The organism is Pseudomonas sp. Pseusp9 (genome assembly GCF_059491265.1).
Map to the genome: position 1 here is coordinate 6,116,843 of NZ_CP168500.1, position 22,533 is coordinate 6,139,375.

Consider the following 22,533-nt stretch of genomic DNA (forward strand, 5'->3'; position numbering starts at 1 on the left):
CTCCACAACAGTCGTAATGGGAAATATATTCACCCTAGATAGATTCAATACTTGTGAGCATTGTAGGCGAGCGAAATGACTCGCATAACCGCAAATGGACTCGCAAACCATGCAGATAAAATATCCCACCACGCCTACAAAAGAGCTCACTCTCGACAACGGCCTGAAAATCATTGCTGCCGAACTCAGTCAAGCCACTGACGTTCACATCGAACTTAGCTACAAAGTTAGTCGCTGTAACGAACTACCAGAAAATGCAGGTATCAATCTCATGCTGGCCGGCGTGTTACTCCGAGACAATCAAAACACAGAAACACCCGGTGAGTACCAACTTAACTCGCTTCATCGGAATGACTTTACGCCATATATACAACGTGTACTACCTTCCAGCTTAGATGAGGCACTCAGCCAACACGCCGCCTTGATGGCAGCACCAAAAATGACTGATGCAGCTTTGCAGGCGGCAATACAACAAAGAAACAGCTATCGAGCCGAAGCCGATGTTTTTATATCCAACTACAGCACACCACAGGAAATCAAAGAACTATTTTATCCTCTCAGTGGTTATTCCAACAAAACCGACGGCACTCCAACCAGCCTTTCAAGCCTTGATCTCAATCAATTGCGCCAATGGCATCAGCGTTGGTACATGCCCTGTAATGCAACGCTGGTCGTTGTCGGCAATGTGAATGCCGTGAACGTTTTGAAATTGGCAGAACAGCATTTCTCTGCGATCCCGCATAGACCTCTTGAGGCCTTCAACTACGTCAAAGAGGCTTCGGAACCGGGCAAGAGGCATATTGAACTACGCAAAAACACTAAAGTGCCTTTTGCGGTCATGGCCTTCAATTTGCCTGACAACAACTTCTTCTATGACAACCCCAAGGCTTTCGGCGCCCTGAACATCATCGCGGAACTTCTGACCGATTACTTCCTGCTAATGCCAGATGGCTGGGGCGTCGCAGCGGGACGATGCTACGAAAATGCGGGACTTTTTTTCCTGAGCGTCGCGGCGCAATCGGCGGATCAATCTCCAAGTCAGTTAGAAAGTGGACTGTACACTTGCATAAATGAGCTAAAAGGAAATCCAATCGACACCCAAACCTTGGAGCAGGCTCGTGAAAAGCGTCTCACCCGATGGGCCGAAAGGGAGCAAAATCCTTTGATTTTGCCCGCCATCGTCACCACTCATCATCTTTCAAAACTGCCTCTGAGTAACAGGACGCAGGAATACCAAGCCTTGCTGAGCGTCACAGCCAAGGACATTCAAGACTTCGCCAACACTTACTTCACAGAGCAGCGAATGACAACAGCACATATTTTCCCAATGGAAGGTTCGCTGGAATAACGCTGCTGTTCAATTTTCAAGACTGCCGCTGAATGGCAAGCAGTGAACCAAGGGGTTGCCGAGTCTGCACCGCTCACAGCCCCAAACTGTTTGTGCCCCCAAGCAAGCGAGCCACGCTTGCTTGGGGGCACCAGGTATTCAGCAATGCTACGATCGGTGCTTCAACCATCACCTCTCTCGACTTCCCACCCCCATGGAAACGTTCACCCCCGCCTTCGGCCTCGGCAACCCGCACTTGCAAACCTTGTGGGGGCCGCTGTGGCGTAAAACCGTGCACATCGGCCGTGAACGCGAACGCCTGTGGCTTGAAGATGGCGATTTTCTCGATCTGGACTGGCACGGCCCGCACAGCGCCGACGCGCCTTTGGTGCTGGTGTTGCACGGGCTCACCGGCTCGTCGAACTCGCCCTACGTGGCCGGTATGCAAAAAGCCCTGGGCGATCGGGGCTGGGCCAGCGTCGCGTTGAACTGGCGCGGTTGCTCCGGCGAACCCAACCTGCTGCCGCGCAGCTACCATTCCGGCGCCAGTGAAGACCTGGCCGAAACCATCAGACACTTGCGGGCCAAACGGCCTCTCGCACCACTGTATGCGGTGGGTTACTCACTGGGTGGCAATGTTTTGCTCAAGCACTTGGGCGAAACCGGCAGCGACAGTGGCGTAACGGGCGCCGTGGCGGTGTCGGTACCGTTCCGTCTGGACCAGTGCGCCGACCGTATCGGCCAAGGCTTCTCCAGGGTTTACCAAGCGCACTTCATGCGCGAGATGGTCGCCTATATCAAGAACAAGCAGCGACAGTTCCAGCACGACGGACGCGAGGATGGCCTGGCAGCCCTGGCAGCCCTCGGATCACTGGAGAACATGCGCACGTTCTGGGATTTCGATGGCCGGGTAACCGCGCCGCTGAACGGTTTCACCGATGCCGAGGATTACTATCGCCGAGCTTCCAGCCGCTATTTCCTCGGCGAAATTCGTACGCCGACCTTGATGATTCAGGCCGCCGACGACCCCTTCGTGTTTCCCCACAGCCTGCCGCACGTCGATGAGTTGTCCGCTTGCACGCAATTCGAACTGCAAGCCAAGGGCGGGCATGTCGGCTTCGTCGACGGCACGCTCAAGCAACCGGGTTACTACCTGGAACGGCGCATCCCCGAGTGGCTGGCCGCCATCGGGCGCCCTTGAATCATGGACGCGGACCAGGGCGAGTCGATCCACTTCTGGCAAACCCCGCCACTGGCCGGGGTCGAGTTGCTGTCCGCCCGCTACATCGATCATCGCTTCGCCCCCCATGTGCATGACGGCTATGTGATCGGCATGATCATGGCCGGCGCCCAGCGTTATCGCTATCGCGGCGCCGAACACCTGGCGGGCAGCGGCACGCTGGTGCTGATCAACCCCGATGAACTGCACACCGGTCACAAAGGTACCGAGGACGGCTGGCTGTACCGGGCGTTTTATCCGGACAGCGAACAGATACTCTCGCTGTTGGCCGAACTCGAACTGCCGACCCACAACCCGCCAGCCTTTGGCGCCACGCTGTATCGCGACCAGGATCTGGTGAGCGGCTTCTGTCAATTGCACCGCTTGCTGGAAAGCCCAGCCACCGCACTGCAACAGCAAACCGCCTGGCGCGAGCTGATGCTGTCGCTGTTACAACGTCACGCGGCAGTCCCCGATGTCGGCAAACCCGGCAAGGAACATCGGGCCGTGAGCCTGGCCAAGGAATTGCTGCACGCGCAACTGGCAGCACCGCCCTCACTGGAGACGCTGGCGGCGGCGGTCAACCTTTCGCCTTTCCATTTCGCCCGGGTGTTCCGCCGGGCCACCGGCATGCCGCCACACACCTGGCTGATGCAGCAGCGCATCGCCCGGGCGCGAGGGTTATTGCAAAGTGGTTGTTTGCCGCTGGAAGTCGCAACGCAACTGGGGTTTGCCGACCAGAGCCATCTGAGTCGGCAGTTCAAGCAGGTATATGGGGTTGGCCCGGGAGCGTATCGCAGCGCGCGGAAGCTACCCGGATCTTGATGGCAACAAAAATCCCACAGGGTTATGTGGTGTGTTTATTCGCCGGTGGCGATGCCCCGCGCAGGCTCGTTGATCCATTCGCTCCACGACCCGGCATACAACGAAGCCAACGGATAACCGGCCAGGCACAACGCAAACAGGTTGTGGCACGCCGTCACGCCGGAACCACAGTACGCCACCAGATCATTTGGTGAGCGATCACCCAGTTTGGCGGCGAAGCGCTGTTTGAGCTGATCGGCCGGCAGGAAGCGCCCGTCACTGCCCAGATTGTCGGTAAACGCCGCGCACTGGGCACCGGGAATGTGCCCGGCTACCGGATCGATCGGCTCCACTTCGCCCTTGAAACGCGGCAATGCACGAGCATCGAGCAGGGTCAGTTCCGGTCGGGCGAGGCGTTTTTGCAGCTGCTCGGCACTGATCAGCAACGCCTTGTCAGGACTGCCGGTGAAGGAGCCACGGACGATTGCCGGCGCATCAAGGCTCAGTGGCAAACCGGCCGCATGCCAGGCCTTGAGACCGCCATCGAGAATGAATACACCGTCGCGTTTGCCCAGCCATGCCAGCAACCACCAGGCCCGCGCCGCATAGGCACCCGGACCGTCGTCATACAGAACCACTTCGCTTTCGGCATTGATGCCCCAGGCTTGCAGGCGCTCGATCAACTGCGCCGGCTCGGGTAACGGATGACGCCCGGACACACCTTTGACCACGGCGCCACTCAGATCCCGCTCAAGGTCGGCATAGCTCGAACCGGCGATGTGCCCTTCGGCATAGCTGCGATGGCCATAATCCGGGTCTTCGAGGGCGAAACGACAATCCAGAATCACCAGCCCCGGCTGGTCCTTTTTCAGGTCCAGTGCTTGCGGGCTGATCAGTTGCGCAATGGGCATAGCGGGCTCCAGTGATGTTTATCGGCTTTCGATCCTACGACACTTCCTCAAGCGCCTGGGCCAGGGGGACGTAAAACTCTTCGAACAAGGCGTTGACCGCATCGCGGGCCAGATCCGTGACAAACCCGGCTTCCAGCACCAGCACCTGATACACCCCGCGTTTAATTGCTTGTTCGCTCAAGTGGCTGGCGTTCTCCCGCGTGGTGCACAGGAAACGCACCCAGGACGTGAGGATGATCCAGGCATTGAGCGTCAGGGACTCGATCTGCACCTTGTCCATCTTCAGGATGCCGGCGGCGACAAAACCTTCGTAGATCGCCGCACCCTGGATCAGGCAGCGCTGGGAGAAGCGTCGATAGCGGTCGGCCAGGTCCGCATCACTGTCGAGCAAATGTTCGAGATCTCGATGCAGAAACCGGTAGCGCCACATCGCCGACAGCAGCTCCTTGAGGTAGAAGCGCTTGTCTTCCACCGTGGCGGCACGGCCCTGGGGCGGGCGCAGGAAGCTGTCCACCAGGCTTTCGTACTCGCTGAACAGCACGGCGATGATCGCCTGCTTGTTCGGGAAGTGGTAGTACAGGTTGCCCGGGGAAATTTCCATGTGGGCAGCAATGTGGTTGGTGCTGATGCTGCGCTCGCCCTGTTGATTGAACAGCTCCAGGCTGTTCTGCACGATGCGCTCGCTGGTTTTGATCCGTGGGGCCATGGCTTGAGCTTTAATTCAGAGTGCGTTGACGGGCATCTTAGATCTATCCGCCGGCGGATAAAACAAAGCTGTTCCAGGATGTCATTTGACTTTTTAGAGCATAGACTCTAAAAAGTGCTTCATTACAATAAATCCGGAGCCGACCATGACTGCTGACATTTCCTACATGCAGAACCTTCAGCAGCCGCTGGAAGAGCTTCAGGCCCTGTTTGTCGCCCAGCGTGCCGCATACGCCGCCAACCCGATGCCACCCGCTGCGCAGCGTCAGCAATGGCTCAAGGCGCTCAAGGATTTATTGAGCAATGAACGCCAGGCCCTGATCGATGCGATCAGCCAGGACTTCAGCCATCGCAGCGCCGATGAAACCCTGCTCGCCGAACTGATGCCCAGCCTGCACGGCATCCATTACGCCAGCCGCCACCTCAAGGGCTGGATGCGCGCTTCACGGCGCAAGGTCGGTGTTGCCTTCCAGCCGGCTTCGGCGAAAGTGGTTTACCAGCCGCTGGGCGTGGTCGGGATCATCGTGCCGTGGAACTACCCGCTGTACCTGGCCATCGGCCCGTTGGTCGGCGCGCTGTCGGCGGGCAACCGGGTGATGCTCAAGCTCAGTGAGTCAACGCCCGCGACCGGCCTGCTGCTGAAGCAACTGCTGGCGCGAGTCTTCCCCGAAGACCTGGTTTGCGTGGTCCTGGGCGAGGCTGACATGGGCGTGGCGTTTTCACGCCTGCCGTTCGATCACCTGCTGTTCACCGGCGCCACCAGCATTGGCAAGCACGTGATGCGCGCCGCCGCGGAAAACCTGACCCCGGTGACCCTGGAGCTGGGCGGTAAATCCCCGGCCATCGTTTCTCGCGACGTACCGCTCAAGGATGCCGCCGAGCGTATCGCCTTCGGCAAGACCCTGAACGCCGGCCAGACCTGCGTAGCCCCGGACTATGTGCTGGTGCCGGAGGATCGCATCGGAAGCTTTGTCGAAGCCTATCGCAGCGCTGTCCGCGGGTTTTATCCGACGCTGGCCGACAACCCGGACTACACCGCGATCATCAATGAACGACAACTGGCGCGCCTCAACGGTTACGTCAGCGACGCCACCAGCAAGGGTGCGCTGCTGATGCCGCTGTTCGACCAGGGCCAGGGCCGCCGCATGAGCCATAGCCTGCTGCTCAATGTCACTGACGACATGACGGTGATGCAGGACGAAATCTTCGGGCCACTGTTGCCGATCGTGCCGTACAAGGATCTGGACCAGGCCTTTGCCTACATCAACCAGCGCCCTCGCCCACTGGCGCTGTATTACTTCGGCTACGACAAGCGCGAACAGCAACGCGTGCTGCACGAAACCCATTCCGGCGGCGTGTGCCTGAACGACACGCTGCTACACGTCGCCCAGGACGATATGCCGTTCGGCGGCATCGGCGCCTCGGGCATGGGCCATTACCACGGCCATGAAGGCTTCCTGACGTTCAGCAAGGCCAAGGGCGTATTGATCAAACAGCGGTTCAACGCGGCGAAGCTGATCTACCCGCCGTACGGCAAATCCATCCAGAAGCTGATCCAGAAGCTGTTCATCCGCTAACAATCGCCACCGTCAGGTAATAACAATAATGAACCAAAGCCTGTCCGAATCACCCGCGCTGTCACGGCGCGGGTTGCTTAAATTCAGCCTCGGCGCCACAGCGTTCCTCGCCACCGCCGGGCTCGGAGCCAGCCTCAGCGGCTGCTCGTCGAGCGTCCCGGCCAGTGGTTTCACCACGTTACGCAGCGGCGACCTGCTGTTTTTGCGGGCATTGATTCCGGTCATGCTCGAGGGTGCGGTGACCTCCGAGCGGATGCCCGAGGCTGTTGAAAGCACACTGAAAAGCCTGGATTACAGCCTCGCCCACCTGTCGCCGGAAATGCTCAAGCTGACCCGACAACTGTTCGATGTGCTGGGCATGGCCGTGACTCGCGGACCGCTGACCGGAATATGGGGCAGCTGGGAAAACGCCAGCGCCGACGATATCCGGCATTTTCTCGATCGCTGGGAAAACAGCTCGTTGAGCCTGTTGCGCATGGGCCACAGCTCCTTGCTGCAACTGGTGATGATGGCCTGGTACGGGCGCAAGGAATCGTGGGCGCATTGCGGCTATCCCGGGCCGCCGACTGTTTAAGACCGCATCGCTGCTTTCGCGAGCAGGCTCGCTCCCACAACGAGTTGCGCGTTCCCCTGTGGGAGCGAGCCTGCTCGCGAAGGCAATCTCATTAACGCCACTGCGTCCAGACCATAACAACAAGAGAACCCTAAGATGCCCGTACCCGACCCGTTCCGCGAAGGCATGGCCCGAGGCTGGAAAACCTACGACGGCTCGCAACTGACCCAGGACCTGACACTCGAAGCGGATGTGGCGATCATCGGCAGCGGTGCCGGCGGCGGCACCACGGCTGAAATCCTCAGCGCGGCCGGCTACAAGGTGTTGTTGATCGAGGAAGGCCCGCTCAAGACCAGCAGCGACTTCAAGATGCTCGAAGACCAGGCCTACGCCAGCCTTTATCAGGAAGGCATCGGCCGCATGAGCAAGGACGGGGCGATCACCATCCTCCAGGGCCGGGCGGTGGGTGGCACCACGTTGATCAACTGGACCTCCAGCTTCCGCACCCCGGAGCCAACCCTGGAACACTGGGCCAAAGAGCACAACGTCAAGGGCCACAGCCCGGCGGAAATGGCGCCGTGGTTCGAGAAGATGGAGCAACGCCTGGGCGTCGCGCCGTGGATGGTGCCACCCAACGCCAACAATGACGTGATCCGCAAGGGCTGCCAGGCGCTGGGCTACAGCTGGCACGTCATCCCGCGCAATGTTCGCGGTTGCTGGAACCTCGGATACTGCGGCATGGGCTGCCCGACCAACGCCAAGCAATCGATGATGATCACCACCATTCCAGCCACCCTGGAAAAAGGCGGCGAACTGCTTTACCTGGCCCGAGCCGAAAAACTCATGATCAGCGGCGACAAGGTTACCGGCCTGCAATGCTCGGCGATGGACGAACGCTGCGTCGCACCGACCGGGCGCACCATCACGGTCAGGGCGCGGCATTTCGTGCTGGCCGGTGGCGGCATCAACAGCCCGGCCTTGCTGATGCGCTCCGGGGCACCCGACCCGCACAAGCGCCTTGGAAAACGTACGTTCCTGCACCCGGTGAACATGTCCGCCGCGGTGTTCGACGAAGTGGTCAACCCGTTCTACGGCGCGCCGCAGTCGATCTATTCCGACCATTTCCAATGGCAGGACGGCACCACCGGCAAGATGTCCTACAAACTGGAAGTCCCGCCCCTGCACCCGGCGCTGGCCACGACGCTGCTCGGTGGTTTTGGCCAGGAAAACTCGCAGCACATGGCCGACCTGCCCCATACCCACGCCATGCTGGCGCTGCTGCGGGACGGATTTCACCCGGACAGCCCCGGAGGCAGCGTCGAATTGCGCAGCGACGACACGCCGGTGCTGGATTATCAGCTCTCGCCTTATGCCTGGGATGGATTACGCCGGGCGTTCCATACCATGGCCGAGATTCAGTTTGCCGGTGGCGCCAAGGCCGTCATGCCGATGCACGCCGATGCCCGTTACGTGAAGACCCTCGCCGAAGCCCGCACGCTGATCGACAGCCTGAGCCTGGAGTTGTACCGCACACGCCTTGGCAGCGCCCATGTGATGGGCGGTTGCGCCATGGGCGAAAGCCCGGAAACTGCGGTGACCGACAGCCTCGGCCGGCATCATCAACTGGGCAATCTGTCGATCCACGACGGCTCGCTGTTCCCCACCAGCATTGGCGCCAACCCGCAGCTATCGGTCTACGGACTGACGGCGCAACTGGCGACATCCCTGGCGATGCGTTTAAAAAAACCATGAAAATGACGATAATTCCCATCGTCTATAGTGCTTTCTTACCCAACAGGCGACTTGGCCGACCGGGAAGGCTGCGATACCATCCGACTCCCCAACGGATTCCCGCCAGGACGACGCGATGAACCGAGTGTTGTACCCAGGTACCTTCGACCCTATTACCAAGGGCCATGGCGATCTGGTCGAACGCGCCTCGCGCCTGTTCGATCACGTGATCATCGCCGTTGCCGCGAGCCCGAAGAAAAACCCGCTGTTTCCTCTGGAACAACGGGTAGAACTGGCGCGCGAGGTGACTAAACATCTGCCGAACGTTGAAGTCGTCGGCTTCTCGACGCTGCTGGCGCACTTCGCCAAAGAGCAGAATGCCAACGTGTTCCTGCGTGGATTGCGCGCGGTGTCGGACTTCGAATACGAATTCCAGCTGGCCAACATGAACCGCCAGCTGGCACCGGATGTGGAAAGCCTGTTCCTGACCCCGTCCGAACGTTACTCGTTCATCTCCTCGACGCTGGTCCGTGAAATTGCTGCCCTGGGCGGCGATATCACCAAGTTCGTGCACCCTGTGGTGGCGGACGCCCTGACCGAACGCTTCAAGAAGTAAATCTGCACAACTGTAGGAGCGAGCCCGCTCGCGATGGACGTCAACGATAACGCTGGAAACCTGACACCCCGCGGTGTTCTCAGGTTTTTCGCGAGCAGGCTCGCTCCTACAGCGCCAATGCGGCACAATTAAGCGCATTGGTTTATTACGCCCGGGCCTGCCGCCCCGGCTGGAGTTAGCATGTCCCTGATCATCACCGACGATTGCATCAACTGCGACGTCTGCGAACCCGAGTGCCCGAACGCCGCCATTTCCCAAGGCGAAGAGATCTACGTGATCGACCCGAACCTGTGCACCCAGTGTGTCGGCCACTACGACGAACCGCAGTGCCAGCAGGTCTGCCCGGTGGATTGCATTCCACTGGACGAAGCCCATCCGGAGACTGAAGAACAGTTGATGGAGAAGTACCGCAAGATTACCGGTAAGGCTTAAGTCTTCCAGCGCCTGTTCCGACCCCATCGCGGGCAAGCCCGCTCCCACAGGATTTATGCGGTCCTTGTGGGAGCGGGCTTGCCCGCGATGACGTCATCAGCCTCAGCGATGCGCTAACTGACGGTCAGCTCTGACAGCGCGGGCAAAAAACGCTGGCGCGCTGCCCCAGCTTCACTTCCCGCAGGCCCGTGCCACAGACTTTGCAGTGCTCACCGCCGCGACCGTACACGAACAGTTCCTGCTGAAAATAACCCGGCTGACCGTCACCACCAATAAAGTCCCGCAACGTGGTGCCGCCGCACTCGATGGCGGCCGCCAGGATGCGCTTGATCTCGATTGCCAGCTTCAAGTAACGCGCACGGGAAATGCTCCCGGCTTCACGGCGCGGGTCGATTCCAGCGGCGAACAGCGCTTCGGTCGCATAAATATTGCCGACGCCCACCACCACCGCGTTATCCATGATGAACGGCTTGACCGCCATCGAACGCCCACGGGACAGCTGGAACAGGCGCTCGCCGTCGAACAGGTCGGTCAGAGGTTCCGGCCCCAGGCGGATCAGCAATTCATGATTGAGCGGATCGAGGCTCCAGAGCATTGCACCGAAGCGCCTCGGGTCGGTGTAACGCAGGGCCAGGCCCGACTCCAGCTCGATGTCCACATGCTCATGCTTGGCCGCCGGCAATCCGGCCTCCACCAGACGCAAATTGCCTGACATGCCCAAATGGCTGATCAAGGTGCCGACTTCGGCATTGATCAGCAGGTATTTGGCGCGCCGCTCCACCAGTACGATGCGCTGCCCGGACAACCGCACATCGAGGTCTTCGGGGATTGGCCAGCGCAAGCGGCGATCACGCACGATCACCCGGCTGACACGCTGGCCTTCCAGGTACGGCGCGATGCCGCGACGGGTGGTTTCGACTTCTGGCAATTCAGGCATGGTGCTCTCGGATCAGGCTCATGGCCTGGAAAGTTCCGACACTCAGCGATGAGTGCCGAGGTCGCGGATCGTCTGCTTGAGGGTCTCGAAGTCGTAGTCCGAGAGGCCGACATAATCGAGCACCAGCGGCGCGATGCTGTTCCACTCGTGATCTTCGGTCTGATTGCCCAGCACCCGGTACGACGCGCAAATGTGCTCGGCCATCTTCAGGATCGCCAACAGGTTCTTCAACGAACTGTTGCGCGAAGATTCATCGCCGAAGATCGCCAGGGCATTGTGGTGATTGGCAATCGCAGCGCTCACGTGCTCCGGCAGGCGCCAGGACTTGGCGGTGAAATACCCGACCACCGAATGATTGGTATTGAACACCCGATTCTCCGTGTCCACCACCCGGCATTCGGCACTGGCGTTGGCATAGGCCTGCTCCAGAACACCCATGTAGTCGGGAAAACGCTGGAGCATCAGGGGCACTCCGCAGTCGTGGAACAAACCCAGCGCGTACGCTTCATCGCCGTTTTCAATGCCGATACGCTTGGCCAGGGTCAGGCAGGTCATTGCCACGTCCTGGGCGGTGTCCCAGAAACGATTGAGGGTGACAATGGTGTCGTCATTCATCTCGCCCTTGATCGACTGCGCGTTGATCAGGTTGATGATCGAGCGGCTGCCCAGCAGATTCACCGCACGCTGGATCGAAGCAATCTTGTTGCTCAGCCCGTAATACGGCGAATTGACGATTTTCAACAAGGAACCGGAAAGGCCCGGGTCCTGGGAGATCAGCTTGGCGATGACTTCCAGATCCGGGTCGGGCATGTACTGCTCCATCTGCAAATCCACCATGATTTGCGGCTGGGCCGGTACGCTGATGCCCTGCAGGGCTTGTTGGATCTGTTCGGAAGTCAGCTCTTGGGACATAAGTACACACTCTGGGTCAGGCGCAGATTCTAGCTTCTAACAGTTGGATCCGAAACCTTGTACGTTTCATCGCCTGAAGTTTCATCCGGCCGGGCCCTGCCCACCGCATGTCCATCCACCCTGCCGAGGCCTTGCGCAACAGGCTATACTCCCGCTCTTTTTTCCGGAGCGACGTCATGTCCCTGCCTAGCCTGCGCCTCAAAGCCAACGCCGACCGCCGTCTGCGCAACGGCCACTTGTGGGTCTACAGCAACGAAATCGATGTAGCCGCTACGCCTTTGCACGGTTTCAAGGCCGGCGACCAGGCGATCCTCGAAGCCGCCGGCGGCAAGCCGCTGGGCATCGTTGCCATGAGCCCGAACAACCTGATCTGCGCCCGCGTACTGTCGCGCGACATCAAGCTGCCGCTGGACAAATCGCTGCTGGTGCACCGCCTGAACGTGGCCCTGTCCCTGCGCGATCGTCTGTTCGACAAACCGTTCTATCGCCTGGTCTACGGCGATTCCGACCTGTTGCCAGGCCTGGTGGTTGACCGTTTCGGCGACATCCTGGTGGTGCAGATCGCTTCGGCGACCATGGAAGCCCATAAAGACGACGTGATCGCGGCGCTGACCCAAGTGCTCAAGCCAAGCGGCATCCTGTTCAAGAACGACTCCGCTGCCCGTGATGCCGAAGGCCTCAACCGCTACGTCGAAACCGTATTCGGCCTGGTGCCGGAGTGGGTTGCCCTCGAAGAGAACGGCGTGAAGTTCGAAGCCCCCGTCATCCAGGGTCAGAAAACCGGTTGGTTCTACGACCACCGCATGAACCGCGCACGCCTGGCGCCTTATGCCAAGGGCAAGCGCGTACTTGACCTCTACAGCTACATTGGCGGCTGGGGCGTTCAAGCTGCCGCGTTCGGCGCCAGTGAAGTGTTCTGCGTCGATGCCTCGGCTTTCGCCCTCGACGGCGTCGAGCGCAACGCCGCGCTGAACGGCTTCGCCGAAAAGATGACCTGCATCGAAGGCGACGTGTTCGAAGCCCTCAAAGAACTGAAGGCCAGCGAAGAACGCTTCGACGTAATCGTGGCCGACCCGCCGGCGTTCATCAAACGCAAGAAAGACATGAAGAACGGCGAAGGCGCCTACCGCCGCCTGAACGAGCAAGCCATGCGCCTGCTGACCAAGGACGGCATCCTGTTCAGCGCATCCTGCTCGATGCACCTGCCGGAAGACGACCTGCAGAACATCCTGCTGACCAGCGCCCGTCACCTGGACCGCAACATCCAGATGCTCGAACGCGGCGGTCAGGGTCCGGATCATCCGGTGCATCCGGCCATCCCGGAAACACGTTATATCAAGAGCATTACTTGCCGGTTGTTGCCGAATAGCTGATAGCTTTATTTTGAAGGGGGGCCAATTGGCTCTCCTTTTTTCCACCTACTACCATTCTCCTACTCCAGCAGTCCTTCTGAGACACCTCTCTATACTGCTTTGAATTCTTTGTCGGACAGAGCTTACAAAACCTGCCCAAGCGTAGGACGACTCCGACACTAATACCAGAAACCCCTTACTTAATATTCTATTGAAAAATCCCAGCTCATATCTATGATTGATTTGTCACTACGAAGTGACACACTTTAAATAGAATAAGGAGTTCCAAAAAATGAAAGCAATTACTCTGGAAGCTTCCAACATCGCCAACCTGGCTTTTCTGGTTGCCCCAAAAGCCCGCTAAGTAGATGAAGCGCTGGGGAGTGCCGGCTACCCAGCGTTTTCTATGGCCTTATCCAGAGAACCAACAAAATGCAGATAAATCCTTATTTGTTCATACTTCCGCGCACACCCGGCCAGATAGTTTGGGATTACAAAAATCACAAGCAATTTGAACTCAATCCTGCGTATTCAATTCGACTATCCGAATTAATCGAAAACCCAAAAAACTTCAACCAACTAAATACAATTGACCTTCAATTACTCAATGCAGGAATTCTTACAACCTCCACATTCGATGATATTGAATGGGGCTGGGATGAACTATCAAAAATATTTCATATTGGCACTAAGAACATCCCTTGCGACAACGTCCCCCAAAATGTTCATGATTGGTCAAGACTATACCTCGACCATTGCACAAGTGTACTCACCACTCCAGCCCCTAGAGCCAGATTCTCGGAATGCGTGGCACGCGAACTGATTGTCCTTCCACCCCCCTCTCGCTTCCCGGAAGTTTCTCTTTCAAACGTCCTGATTGACCGAAAAACTTGTCGTTCCTTCACAGGTGAGGCCGTTTCCCTTGAAGAGGTAAGTACGCTCCTTTACCTATCACTCGGCTATTTGCAGGAACGAGAAAACGACATCGACGAAGTTGTTGTTGAAGCCCTCGGCGCTCGACGAAGCAGCCCATCCGGCGGCGGACTGAATGCCTGCGAGGGCTTTCTTCAAGTTCAACACGTTAACGGTTTGAGCCCTGGTCTCTACGCATATCACCCCAGGGAGCACGCGCTGGGTTTCATTGGCTCGTTGCCTTGTCAGCCTATGGGGCACCTTTTGTGCGGCCAACATTTCATCAACAACCTGCCAGTCGGACTTTTCATCACCTGCCGATTCGACAAACTTTGGTGGAAATATGAGCATTCGCGGGCCTACCGAATGGCTTACGTTGAAGCAGGTCATATTTCCCAGACCTTCCAATTGGTGGCCACTTCGTTGGGATTGAACACTTGGTTGACCGGCGCATTGGCGGACGATCAGGTCGAAGCGGTGTTGGGTCTTGAAGATAGTCCAGAGCAAGCGTTGTTTTTTGTCGGCTGCGGAAAAAGTGACGGGCAAGTGATGTGCGAGGAAATGAAATCACTACTGAGCGGCCGAGGACAAGAACAATGAAAAAGCCCCTCATTGACCTAGTCTCGGGGCCCCAGCGCTTCACCCTCGGCAACTGGAACACCAGAGCTTCAGTCCGAGCCAGCGAGCAATGCTATTCATTGCCTTCGGACATAGAAGAACAACTGGAAACCCGGCACTGGTTCCCGCCTGCTTTTCTCCCCTACCTGAATCACCCGGTGATCAAATCAGCAGATAGAGCACTCTCTCATCGCCTATCCGCAAACCACTTGGTGTATTTCCTCGACTACACCACCTTGCTAGAACACCGTATTGTCAACCGGTCCGTCGAAATCATCGTCCATAACGAACTCGGTATTTCCATTCCACCTACGATGAAAACGTCAGCGCTGCAGCTCTACACCGATGAGGGTTATCATGCGCCGTTCTCCAATAGCCTCGCCGAGCAAATTGCCGAGTTCTACGGCATGACCGATCGACCAGTCATGCCTCAGCGGATAGTCCAATTGAACGCCCTGCTCGGCCGCACGCCGGACAAGCACAAGGCGCTGGCGTGGTTCATGATCGGCTTCGTTTCAGAGACAATTATCGCCAAGGAATTGCTCGAAGTTTGCCGCGACGTTTTGGTGAGCAGCGTTCAGGCCATGCTCCGAGACCACCTCGCTGACGAGGCGCGGCACAGTCGCTATTTTTCCGAGGTGTTCCATTATCTGTGGCTGCACCTGAACAGCGATCAACGGGCATTCGTAGCCAGAGTAGTTTTGGAAACGCTCCTGATTTTTTTTGAAGTCGACGAACAATGGCTGAGAGAAAGCCTAAGTAGTGTTGGACTGGACGAAACGACTATCGAGCAAATTCTCTTCGATCTGGTGGGACCTCATGCATGCCTTCTACGCGCCCGATCCGGTGCCGATGCCACACTGAAAGCACTGAAAAAGGCCAGGTTCTTCGATCTGCCAGCCAACCGGCAACTTTTCTCCATGGCGGGACTAGTCGATGACTGAAGCAACAGTTGCAGTCAGTGTCAAAAACCGTCGGGCGGCGGTCACCATGCTGATGACCATGGTGCTGCTCGGGGTCTTCCCCCTTGATGTCTTGCTACCGTCCTTCCCGGCGCTGGCGGGACATTTCCGGACCACACCAGCCGACATCGCATTCTCCATCAGCCTGTTTGCAGTCGGCATTTCCCTGTCGCAACTATTGATCGGGCCACTCTCGGATATCATCGGACGCAAGGGCCTGCTGCTGGCTGGAATGGCAGTCTCGATAATAGGTGCCGTAGGTTGCGTCTTCTCGACCGAATACGCCTGGTTTCTGATGTTCCGTTTGATCCAGGCAATTGGCTGCGGCTGTTTCGTGCTCTCACAAGCCCTGGTTCAGGATTTATTCCACGGAAAGGAACGCGATCATCTGCGGATCTTGATGGTCACCGTCAGCGGGATTTGCATTTCCGTTTCGCCACTGTTGGGCTCCTTGCTGCAACAAGCACTGGACTGGCCCGGGAGCTTCATTGCTTTTATTGCTCTGGCTGTCGCTGTGTTTCTCAAGGCTTGTTTCTTTCTTGAAAATCAGCAACCCGTTGTAACTCCACGTCAAGGCATTCTCCATTCCTACCGAATGGTCTGTCGCGACGCCGGTTTCATCGGCTATTGGCTGATCGCAGCGATTGCATTCACTTGCCACTTTTCCTTCATTGTTGTTTCTCCGCTGATCTTCATGGAGCAACTACGGCTTTCGCCGTACGAGTTTTCACTAACCCTGCTGCTCTATGGTGTGGCTTATATCGTTGGCGGTATCGTCGCCCGCATTCTCGCCCGCCGGCTCGCATCCAACACTCAGATTATCGTGGGCCTGGGGCTGATTTTTTTCTCGGGGCTGGTGATGCTTTTGTTCTCAAGTCTGTTTGAGCTTTCGACCCTAAGTGTGTTGATTCCGATGATCATATGTACAGCGGGCACGACCATCGCCCGACCGGTCGCGACGTCCAATGCCATGGAGATATTCCCGGACAGCGCGGGCACTTCTGCATCGGCTGGGAATACGCTGATTTTTATCTTCGGAGGTCTGATTAGCGCCCTGATCAATCTGAGTCAAAGCCAACTGCAAATGACCCTGGCACTGAGCTTTCTAGCGCTAAGCACGGTGGGCCTTGTTCTCAATGCACTGATCATGCGGCGGCATCAGGCAATGAGTAGCGAGTAATACCTGCCAGTCGTCATCCCACAACCTCCATCACCACCGGATCAACGCTTGCAGCCATTCCCTCCAGCCGCCAGCCGTGTAGAATCGCGAACATTCATCGCCAGTCATCCCCCGGCGGGTTTATGAGCTCAAGCTGAAGCGCGCGGCGATCCCGCAAAGTTATCGGCAACTTCCGGACACACGGCCATTTCCGGGTGTTCCAGACGTCAATAGAAGCTCACTTCCCTTTTGATACCTGATTAGCCGCCCGGAGTGCTTCATGCCTGATTACCGCTCGAAAACATCCACCCACGGCCGCAACATGGCCGGCGCCCGCGCACTGTGGCGCGCCACGGGGATGAAAGATGACGACTTCAAGAAGCCGATCATCGCCATTGCCAACTCGTTCACCCAGTTCGTACCGGGCCACGTGCACCTCAAGGACCTGGGCCAACTGGTCGCCCGCGAGATCGAACGCGCTGGCGGTGTGGCAAAAGAATTCAACACCATCGCTGTCGATGACGGCATCGCCATGGGCCACGACGGCATGCTCTATTCGCTGCCGAGCCGCGAGATCATCGCCGACTCCGTCGAGTACATGGTCAACGCCCACTGCGCCGACGCCATCGTGTGCATCTCCAACTGCGACAAGATCACCCCCGGCATGCTGATGGCGTCCCTGCGCCTGAACATCCCGGTGATCTTCGTGTCCGGCGGCCCGATGGAAGCCGGCAAGACCAAACTGGCCAGCCACGGTCTCGACCTGGTCGACGCCATGGTGATCGCCGCCGACTCCAGCGCTTCTGACGAGAAAGTCGCTGAGTACGAGCGCAGCGCTTGCCCGACTTGTGGCTCGTGCTCCGGCATGTTCACCGCCAACTCGATGAACTGCCTGGTTGAAGCCCTGGGCCTGGCCTTGCCGGGCAACGGTTCGACCCTGGCCACCCACAGTGACCGCGAGCAGCTGTTCCTGCAGGCCGGCCGCACCATCGTCGAGCTGTGCAAGCGTTACTACGGCGAGAACGATCAGTCGGTGCTGCCGCGCAACATTGCCAACTTCCAGGCGTTCGAGAACGCCATGACCCTGGACATCGCCATGGGCGGTTCCACCAACACCATCCTGCACTTGCTGGCCGCCGCCCAGGAAGCCGAGATCGATTTCGACCTGCGCGACATCGACCGTCTTTCGCGCAACGTACCGCAACTGTGCAAGGTCGCACCGAACATCCAGAAGTACCACATGGAAGACGTGCACCGCGCTGGCGGCATCTTCAGCATCCTCGGCTCGCTGGCCCGTGGCGGTCTGCTGCACACACAGTTGCCGACCGTGCACAGCCGCAGCATGGAAGAAGCCATCGCCAAGTGGGACATCACCCAAACCGACGACGAAGCCGTGCATCACTTCTTCAAGGCCGGCCCTGCGGGCATCCCGACGCAAACCGCGTTCAGCCAGTCGACCCGTTGGGAAACCCTGGACGACGACCGTGAAAACGGCTGCATCCGCAGTGTCGAGCACGCCTACTCGCAAGAAGGCGGCCTGGCCGTGCTGTACGGCAACATCGCCCTGGACGGTTGCGTGGTGAAAACCGCGGGCGTCGACGAGTCGATCCACGTGTTCGAAGGCAACGCGAAGATCTTCGAAAGCCAGGACAGCGCCGTACGCGGCATCCTCGCCGACGAAGTGAAAGAAGGCGACATCGTCATCATTCGCTACGAAGGCCCGAAAGGCGGCCCGGGCATGCAGGAAATGCTCTACCCGACGTCGTACCTGAAGTCCAAAGGCCTGGGCAAAGCCTGTGCCCTGCTCACCGACGGCCGCTTCTCCGGCGGCACCTCGGGTCTGTCCATCGGCCACGCTTCGCCTGAAGCCGCTGCCGGCGGTGCGATCGGCCTGGTGCAGGACGGCGACAAAGTTCTGATCGACATTCCGAACCGCTCGATCAACCTGTTGGTCAGCGACGAAGAACTGGCGGCACGCCGTGTCGAGCAGGACAAGAAAGGCTGGAAACCGGTGGAAGTGCGTCCACGTAAAGTGACCACCGCGCTGAAAGCCTACGCCCTGCTGGCGACCAGCGCCGACAAGGGTGCGGTGCGTAACAAGGCAATGCTCGACGGGCTGTAAGGCTTAACCGTTGAACAAAAAATGCCCCGCCAAGTGCGGGGCATTTTTGTTTCTGCCGGTCACCTTTCACCTGTAGGAGCGAGCCTGCTCGCGATGGACTGGAGAACGCCGCTGGGTGTCAGGCTTCCAGCGTCATCGTTGACGACCATCGCGAGCAGGCTCGCTCCTACAAGTTAATTTTGTGGATCGAGATTATCGAGGGCCTGATTCACCGCCAGCTCACCCAACATGATGACCTGCGCAATCCCCAGCATCGTGCTGCGTTGGGAGCCTTCCAGCAGGCCGGCGAAATCGCTGGCCATGACATTAGCCGAGGCGAGGGATTCGCAGGCGTGGGCCAACAGGGTTTCGGTGTCGAGGCCGGGTGCGATCAGGAATGTTCGGCTGGGTTTGCGCGGAGGATCGGGGGTGATTTTTAGCATTGATAAAACTCCTTACACCATAAGACAAGGAGCCATCACCCTCGCTACCAAACGAAGGGTGGCGGCCATGCGCAGGTTGGTAGACCGGGGTGTAAGGAAACCGGCGCGCCCGAAAGCGCCCTGTGCATGACCACCATAAAAAGCAGGGACGTAAGAGCGTCTGCAAATCATGATGCTTTGCACCCTACACCGCCGGGCTACCAAACCCGATCACTGATGTTCAGTGACAGGTAGACGGTAGAGTCCGGGAGTAAGGCGCACAAGCCGGCGGATTCTGGCGTAGTCGTAGTCCCTTACGCAAGAAAGCGTAGGTTGCGACTGTCAGAGGATGGCGATCAAGCAGAGGCTTTCATTGTACTGGCTGGCCTCTTCGCGAGCAGGCTCGCTCCCACAATGGATCTGCTTTGAACACTGGATTGGGGAACAACACCGATCAAACTGTAGGAGCGAGCTTGCTCGCGATGGACGCAAGGACACCGCGTCAAATCAGACAGCACGCGTCATCGTTAACGACCATCGCGAGCAGGCTCGCTCCTACAGGGAATCAAAACCCTTACTGGATTTCTTCAGGCTTCACGACCACCCAGTTCTTGTCGGCAGTCACGGTGAGCCCTTCCTTGGCCTGGGCCGCAGCGTGCTTGGCCATCATGCCGTTGATCTGGGTCATGTATTTGTCTTTGCGATTGACCCACAGGTGGATGCCGCCCTTGGCCACGTCAACACTGTGGAACAGCATGTAGCCATCGCTGCTCGGGGTGTCGCCACCGACCAGCACCGGTTTTTTCCACTCGTCGATGTAAGTCAGGATTGCCGCCTGCTTGCCGGCCATCCAGGTCGCCGGGGTCCACAGGTACGGGGTCAGTTCAAGGCCGAGGTTGGCCTTCTCGTCATATTTGCCGGCAGTGACCTGCTTGCGCGCAGTAGTCAGTTCGCCCGTCTTCGGGTCCTTGAGCAGCAACGACACGCCGATCACGTTCTGCGGTTTTACGTTGTAGCCGTACTTCGGATCGGCCGCGACCATGCGCACCAGTTCTTCGGAGGCGGCGGTCATCACATAGACCTCGATGCCGTTCTCCATCAGTTTGTTGTACAGCTCTTGCTGGCCGGTGAAGATTTTCGGCGGGTTGACGTCGAGCTTCTTGACCACATCGCCTTCGTAATAAGTGGCCGGCACCGGTTTGCCGGACGCCATCATCTCGTCGACGTAGCCCTTGAGTTCCTTGAGCGTAAAGCCGGAGAAGACTTGGGCGACCCATGGATAGCAAACCATGTCGTCGACTTCACAGAGGCGGTAGTAGTAGCTGAACAGGCTTTCCTTGTGGTCGGCGGTGTCCTTGAACGGCATCAGCTTCAGGGAGGGGTCGAGCTTGTCGCGGGTGATCAGGCCTTTGTTCTCCATGAACGGCAGCAACGACTCTTCCAGGTCATAGCGGTAACTGGTGTTGTCCATGTCGAACACCGCGTAGTTACCCTTGTTGGCGTTGGCCGCGATCATCGCGTCCAGTGCCTTGGCCTGATCGGCTGGCCAGTGTTTCAGATCCGTTGCGAAAACCTGGCCGGCAAGGCCCAGGCAAAGTGCTGCAGCCAGTAATTTCGGTGCGAACTTCATTGGCGTTTCTCCCTGAATGTGAAAGAGATCGACGCTAACAAATAAGTGTGACAGTCCTCGTCTGTCAGCGACCGTCCGCGTCCCTTTCGCGTCAGTTGCATTTCTGACAGCGACATCCGCTTATTCCAAAAACGACGGCTACCATACGTTTTTGATATTAATTCATTAGTTTTCAAGCTGTTAGGCTTGCCGGTTCGCAGCTGCCCCGGAAGGTGGCTGGTACAAGTCTCACTCGGAGTTCTCATGAATCTGCCGCTGATCCTCAATCTGCTGGTGTTCCTCGTTTTGCTCTTCGGCCTGGCGCAAACCCGCCACACCACCTGGAGCCTGGCGAAAAAAGTCCTGCTCGCGCTGGTACTGGGCGTGGCATTCGGTGTGGCACTGCACACGGTCTACGGTGCCGGCAACCCGGTGCTGAAAGCCTCGATCGGCTGGTTCGATCTGGTGGGCAACGGTTATGTGCAATTGCTGCAAATGATCGTGATCCCGCTGGTGTTCGCCTCGATCCTCAGTGCCGTTGCCCGTCTGCACAACGCTTCGTCGCTGGGCAAGATCAGCTTCCTGACCATCGGCACGCTGCTGTTCACCACGGCCATTGCGGCGCTGATCGGCATCGGCCTGACCAACCTGTTCGGCCTGACCGCCGAAGGCCTGGTGGCCGGCACCCAGGAAATGGCGCGCCTGCAAACCATCCAGAGCGATTACGCCGGCAAGGTCGCCGACCTGAATGTGCCGCAGCTGCTGCTGTCGTTCATTCCGCAAAACCCGTTCGCCGATCTGGCGCGGGCCAAGCCGACGTCGATCATCAGCGTGGTGATTTTCGCTGCTTTCCTGGGTGTCGCCGCGCTGCAACTGCTCAAGGATGATGCCGAGAAAGGTCAGAAAGTGATCAGCGCCATCGACACCCTGCAAGCCTGGGTGATGCGCCTGGTGCGCCTGGTGATGAAGCTGACCCCGTACGGCGTGCTGGCACTGATGACCAAGGTGGTCGCTGGTTCCAACCTGCAAGACATCATCAAGCTCGGCAGTTTTGTGGTGGTGTCCTATATCGGCCTGGGCCTGATGTTCGTGGTGCATGGTGTGCTGGTGTCGGTTGCCGGGATCAATCCGCTGCGCTTCTTCCGCAAGGTCTGGCCGGTGCTGACGTTTGCCTTCACCAGCCGCTCCAGCGCCGCGACGATTCCTTTGAGCATCGAAGCGCAAACCAGTCGCCTGGGTATCCCGCAGTCCATCGCCAGTTTTGCTGCGTCGTTCGGCGCGACCATCGGCCAGAACGGCTGTGCCGGTCTGTATCCGGCGATGTTGGCAGTGATGGTGGCGCCGACGGTGGGCGTCAACCCGCTGGACCCATTGTGGATCGCGACGCTGGTGGCGATTGTCACGCTGAGCTCGGCCGGCGTGGCCGGAGTGGGTGGCGGCGCGACCTTTGCTGCATTGATCGTGCTGCCGGCGATGGGCTTGCCGGTGTCACTGGTGGCGTTGCTGATTTCGGTCGAGCCATTGATTGATATGGGGCGTACCGCGTTGAACGTCAGTGGTTCGATGACGGCGGGTGCGATTACCAGCCAGGTGATGCAGCAGACCGATAAGGCGCTGCTGGATGCGGATGAGCATTCGGCGTTGGCTCACGCTTAAGTACTTTAGCGACTGGGC

At 58.4% G+C, this 22,533-nt stretch carries 20 protein-coding genes; 14 read left to right on the top strand and 6 right to left on the bottom strand.

From position 1 onward, the window contains the following. Nucleotides 1–109: 109 nt before the first annotated feature. The 3 genes from ACEN8E_RS27945 to ACEN8E_RS27955 all read left to right on the top strand — a co-directional run bounded on the left by ACEN8E_RS27945 (nucleotide 110) and on the right by ACEN8E_RS27955 (nucleotide 3,371). Nucleotides 110–1,348, top strand: a complete 1,239-nt coding sequence (locus ACEN8E_RS27945) for a M16 family metallopeptidase (protein WP_495590631.1) — start codon at nucleotides 110–112, stop codon at nucleotides 1,346–1,348. A 193-nt stretch (nucleotides 1,349–1,541) separates the two neighbouring features. Next, nucleotides 1,542–2,528 carry a hydrolase gene (locus tag ACEN8E_RS27950; RefSeq protein WP_495590632.1) on the top strand — a complete coding sequence of 329 codons (987 nt, stop codon included), beginning with the start codon at nucleotides 1,542–1,544 and terminating at the stop codon, nucleotides 2,526–2,528. A gap of 3 nt (nucleotides 2,529–2,531) precedes the next feature. Continuing rightward, nucleotides 2,532–3,371: an AraC family transcriptional regulator gene (locus tag ACEN8E_RS27955; RefSeq protein WP_495590633.1), complete on the top strand. Its 840-nt coding sequence runs from the start codon at nucleotides 2,532–2,534 to the stop codon at nucleotides 3,369–3,371. Nucleotides 3,372–3,406: 35 nt separating this feature from the next. Here the strand turns inward: ACEN8E_RS27955 and ACEN8E_RS27960 are convergent, their stop codons facing one another. Continuing rightward, the gene (locus tag ACEN8E_RS27960) at nucleotides 3,407–4,261 is read right to left on the bottom strand and encodes a sulfurtransferase (protein WP_495590634.1); all 855 of its coding nucleotides are present in this window, start codon (nucleotides 4,259–4,261) and stop codon (nucleotides 3,407–3,409) included. Nucleotides 4,262–4,295: 34 nt separating this feature from the next. Further along, on the bottom strand, nucleotides 4,296–4,967 hold the full coding sequence (locus ACEN8E_RS27965; RefSeq protein WP_495590635.1) for a TetR/AcrR family transcriptional regulator: 672 nt from the start codon (nucleotides 4,965–4,967) through the stop codon (nucleotides 4,296–4,298). Between the two features lie 145 nt (nucleotides 4,968–5,112). Here ACEN8E_RS27965 and ACEN8E_RS27970 point away from each other — a divergent pair, with 145 nt between their 5' ends. The 5 genes from ACEN8E_RS27970 to ACEN8E_RS27990 all read left to right on the top strand — a co-directional run bounded on the left by ACEN8E_RS27970 (nucleotide 5,113) and on the right by ACEN8E_RS27990 (nucleotide 9,875). Next, nucleotides 5,113–6,543: a coniferyl aldehyde dehydrogenase gene (locus ACEN8E_RS27970; protein ID WP_495590636.1), complete on the top strand. Its 1,431-nt coding sequence runs from the start codon at nucleotides 5,113–5,115 to the stop codon at nucleotides 6,541–6,543. Between the two features lie 28 nt (nucleotides 6,544–6,571). Further along, the gene (locus ACEN8E_RS27975) at nucleotides 6,572–7,117 is read left to right on the top strand and encodes a twin-arginine translocation pathway signal protein (protein ID WP_495590637.1); all 546 of its coding nucleotides are present in this window, start codon (nucleotides 6,572–6,574) and stop codon (nucleotides 7,115–7,117) included. A gap of 135 nt (nucleotides 7,118–7,252) precedes the next feature. Then, the gene (locus ACEN8E_RS27980) at nucleotides 7,253–8,848 is read left to right on the top strand and encodes a GMC family oxidoreductase (protein ID WP_495590638.1); all 1,596 of its coding nucleotides are present in this window, start codon (nucleotides 7,253–7,255) and stop codon (nucleotides 8,846–8,848) included. Between the two features lie 115 nt (nucleotides 8,849–8,963). After that, nucleotides 8,964–9,443, top strand: coding sequence for a pantetheine-phosphate adenylyltransferase (coaD, locus tag ACEN8E_RS27985; protein ID WP_007939322.1), 480 nt, complete (start codon nucleotides 8,964–8,966; stop codon nucleotides 9,441–9,443). Nucleotides 9,444–9,623: 180 nt separating this feature from the next. Then, complete coding sequence (locus ACEN8E_RS27990) at nucleotides 9,624–9,875, top strand: YfhL family 4Fe-4S dicluster ferredoxin (protein ID WP_003195146.1); 252 nt, start codon at nucleotides 9,624–9,626, stop codon at nucleotides 9,873–9,875. Between the two features lie 124 nt (nucleotides 9,876–9,999). Here the strand turns inward: ACEN8E_RS27990 and mutM are convergent, their stop codons facing one another. Together mutM and ACEN8E_RS28000 are read right to left on the bottom strand one after the other, a co-directional pair. Further along, nucleotides 10,000–10,812 (bottom strand): bifunctional DNA-formamidopyrimidine glycosylase/DNA-(apurinic or apyrimidinic site) lyase, encoded by an 813-nt coding sequence (gene mutM, locus ACEN8E_RS27995; protein ID WP_495590639.1) that lies wholly within the window; start codon nucleotides 10,810–10,812, stop codon nucleotides 10,000–10,002. Between the two features lie 42 nt (nucleotides 10,813–10,854). After that, the gene (locus ACEN8E_RS28000; RefSeq protein WP_495590640.1) at nucleotides 10,855–11,724 is read right to left on the bottom strand and encodes an HDOD domain-containing protein; all 870 of its coding nucleotides are present in this window, start codon (nucleotides 11,722–11,724) and stop codon (nucleotides 10,855–10,857) included. A 176-nt stretch (nucleotides 11,725–11,900) separates the two neighbouring features. On the opposite strand from ACEN8E_RS28000, the gene ACEN8E_RS28005 reads away from it, so the two are divergent. The 5 genes from ACEN8E_RS28005 to ilvD all read left to right on the top strand — a co-directional run bounded on the left by ACEN8E_RS28005 (nucleotide 11,901) and on the right by ilvD (nucleotide 18,849). Further along, nucleotides 11,901–13,097 carry a class I SAM-dependent rRNA methyltransferase gene (locus ACEN8E_RS28005; RefSeq protein ID WP_096514378.1) on the top strand — a complete coding sequence of 399 codons (1,197 nt, stop codon included), beginning with the start codon at nucleotides 11,901–11,903 and terminating at the stop codon, nucleotides 13,095–13,097. A 411-nt stretch (nucleotides 13,098–13,508) separates the two neighbouring features. Then, nucleotides 13,509–14,588 (top strand): SagB family peptide dehydrogenase, encoded by a 1,080-nt coding sequence (locus ACEN8E_RS28010; RefSeq protein WP_495590641.1) that lies wholly within the window; start codon nucleotides 13,509–13,511, stop codon nucleotides 14,586–14,588. Next, complete coding sequence (locus tag ACEN8E_RS28015) at nucleotides 14,585–15,550, top strand: diiron oxygenase (RefSeq protein ID WP_495590642.1); 966 nt, start codon at nucleotides 14,585–14,587, stop codon at nucleotides 15,548–15,550. Before ACEN8E_RS28010 ends, ACEN8E_RS28015 begins: the two co-directional genes overlap by 4 nt. Next, nucleotides 15,543–16,748, top strand: coding sequence for a multidrug effflux MFS transporter (locus tag ACEN8E_RS28020; protein WP_495590643.1), 1,206 nt, complete (start codon nucleotides 15,543–15,545; stop codon nucleotides 16,746–16,748). The genes ACEN8E_RS28015 and ACEN8E_RS28020 overlap by 8 nt, the downstream gene beginning before the upstream one ends. Before the next feature lie 259 nt (nucleotides 16,749–17,007). Continuing rightward, nucleotides 17,008–18,849 (top strand): dihydroxy-acid dehydratase, encoded by a 1,842-nt coding sequence (ilvD, locus tag ACEN8E_RS28025; RefSeq protein WP_495590644.1) that lies wholly within the window; start codon nucleotides 17,008–17,010, stop codon nucleotides 18,847–18,849. Nucleotides 18,850–19,022: 173 nt separating this feature from the next. Here the strand turns inward: ilvD and ACEN8E_RS28030 are convergent, their stop codons facing one another. Together ACEN8E_RS28030 and ACEN8E_RS28035 are read right to left on the bottom strand one after the other, a co-directional pair. Continuing rightward, entirely contained in the window at nucleotides 19,023–19,271 is a 249-nt protein-coding gene (locus ACEN8E_RS28030; protein WP_495590645.1) for a DUF6124 family protein, read from the bottom strand. A 553-nt stretch (nucleotides 19,272–19,824) separates the two neighbouring features. Next, a complete protein-coding gene (locus ACEN8E_RS28035) occupies nucleotides 19,825–20,880 on the bottom strand; it encodes an HAD family hydrolase (RefSeq protein WP_495590646.1) in 1,056 nt (351 codons plus the stop codon). Nucleotides 20,881–21,123: 243 nt separating this feature from the next. Here ACEN8E_RS28035 and ACEN8E_RS28040 point away from each other — a divergent pair, with 243 nt between their 5' ends. Next, nucleotides 21,124–22,515: an L-cystine transporter gene (locus ACEN8E_RS28040; protein WP_495590647.1), complete on the top strand. Its 1,392-nt coding sequence runs from the start codon at nucleotides 21,124–21,126 to the stop codon at nucleotides 22,513–22,515. The last annotated feature ends 18 nt before the right edge of the window (nucleotides 22,516–22,533 follow it).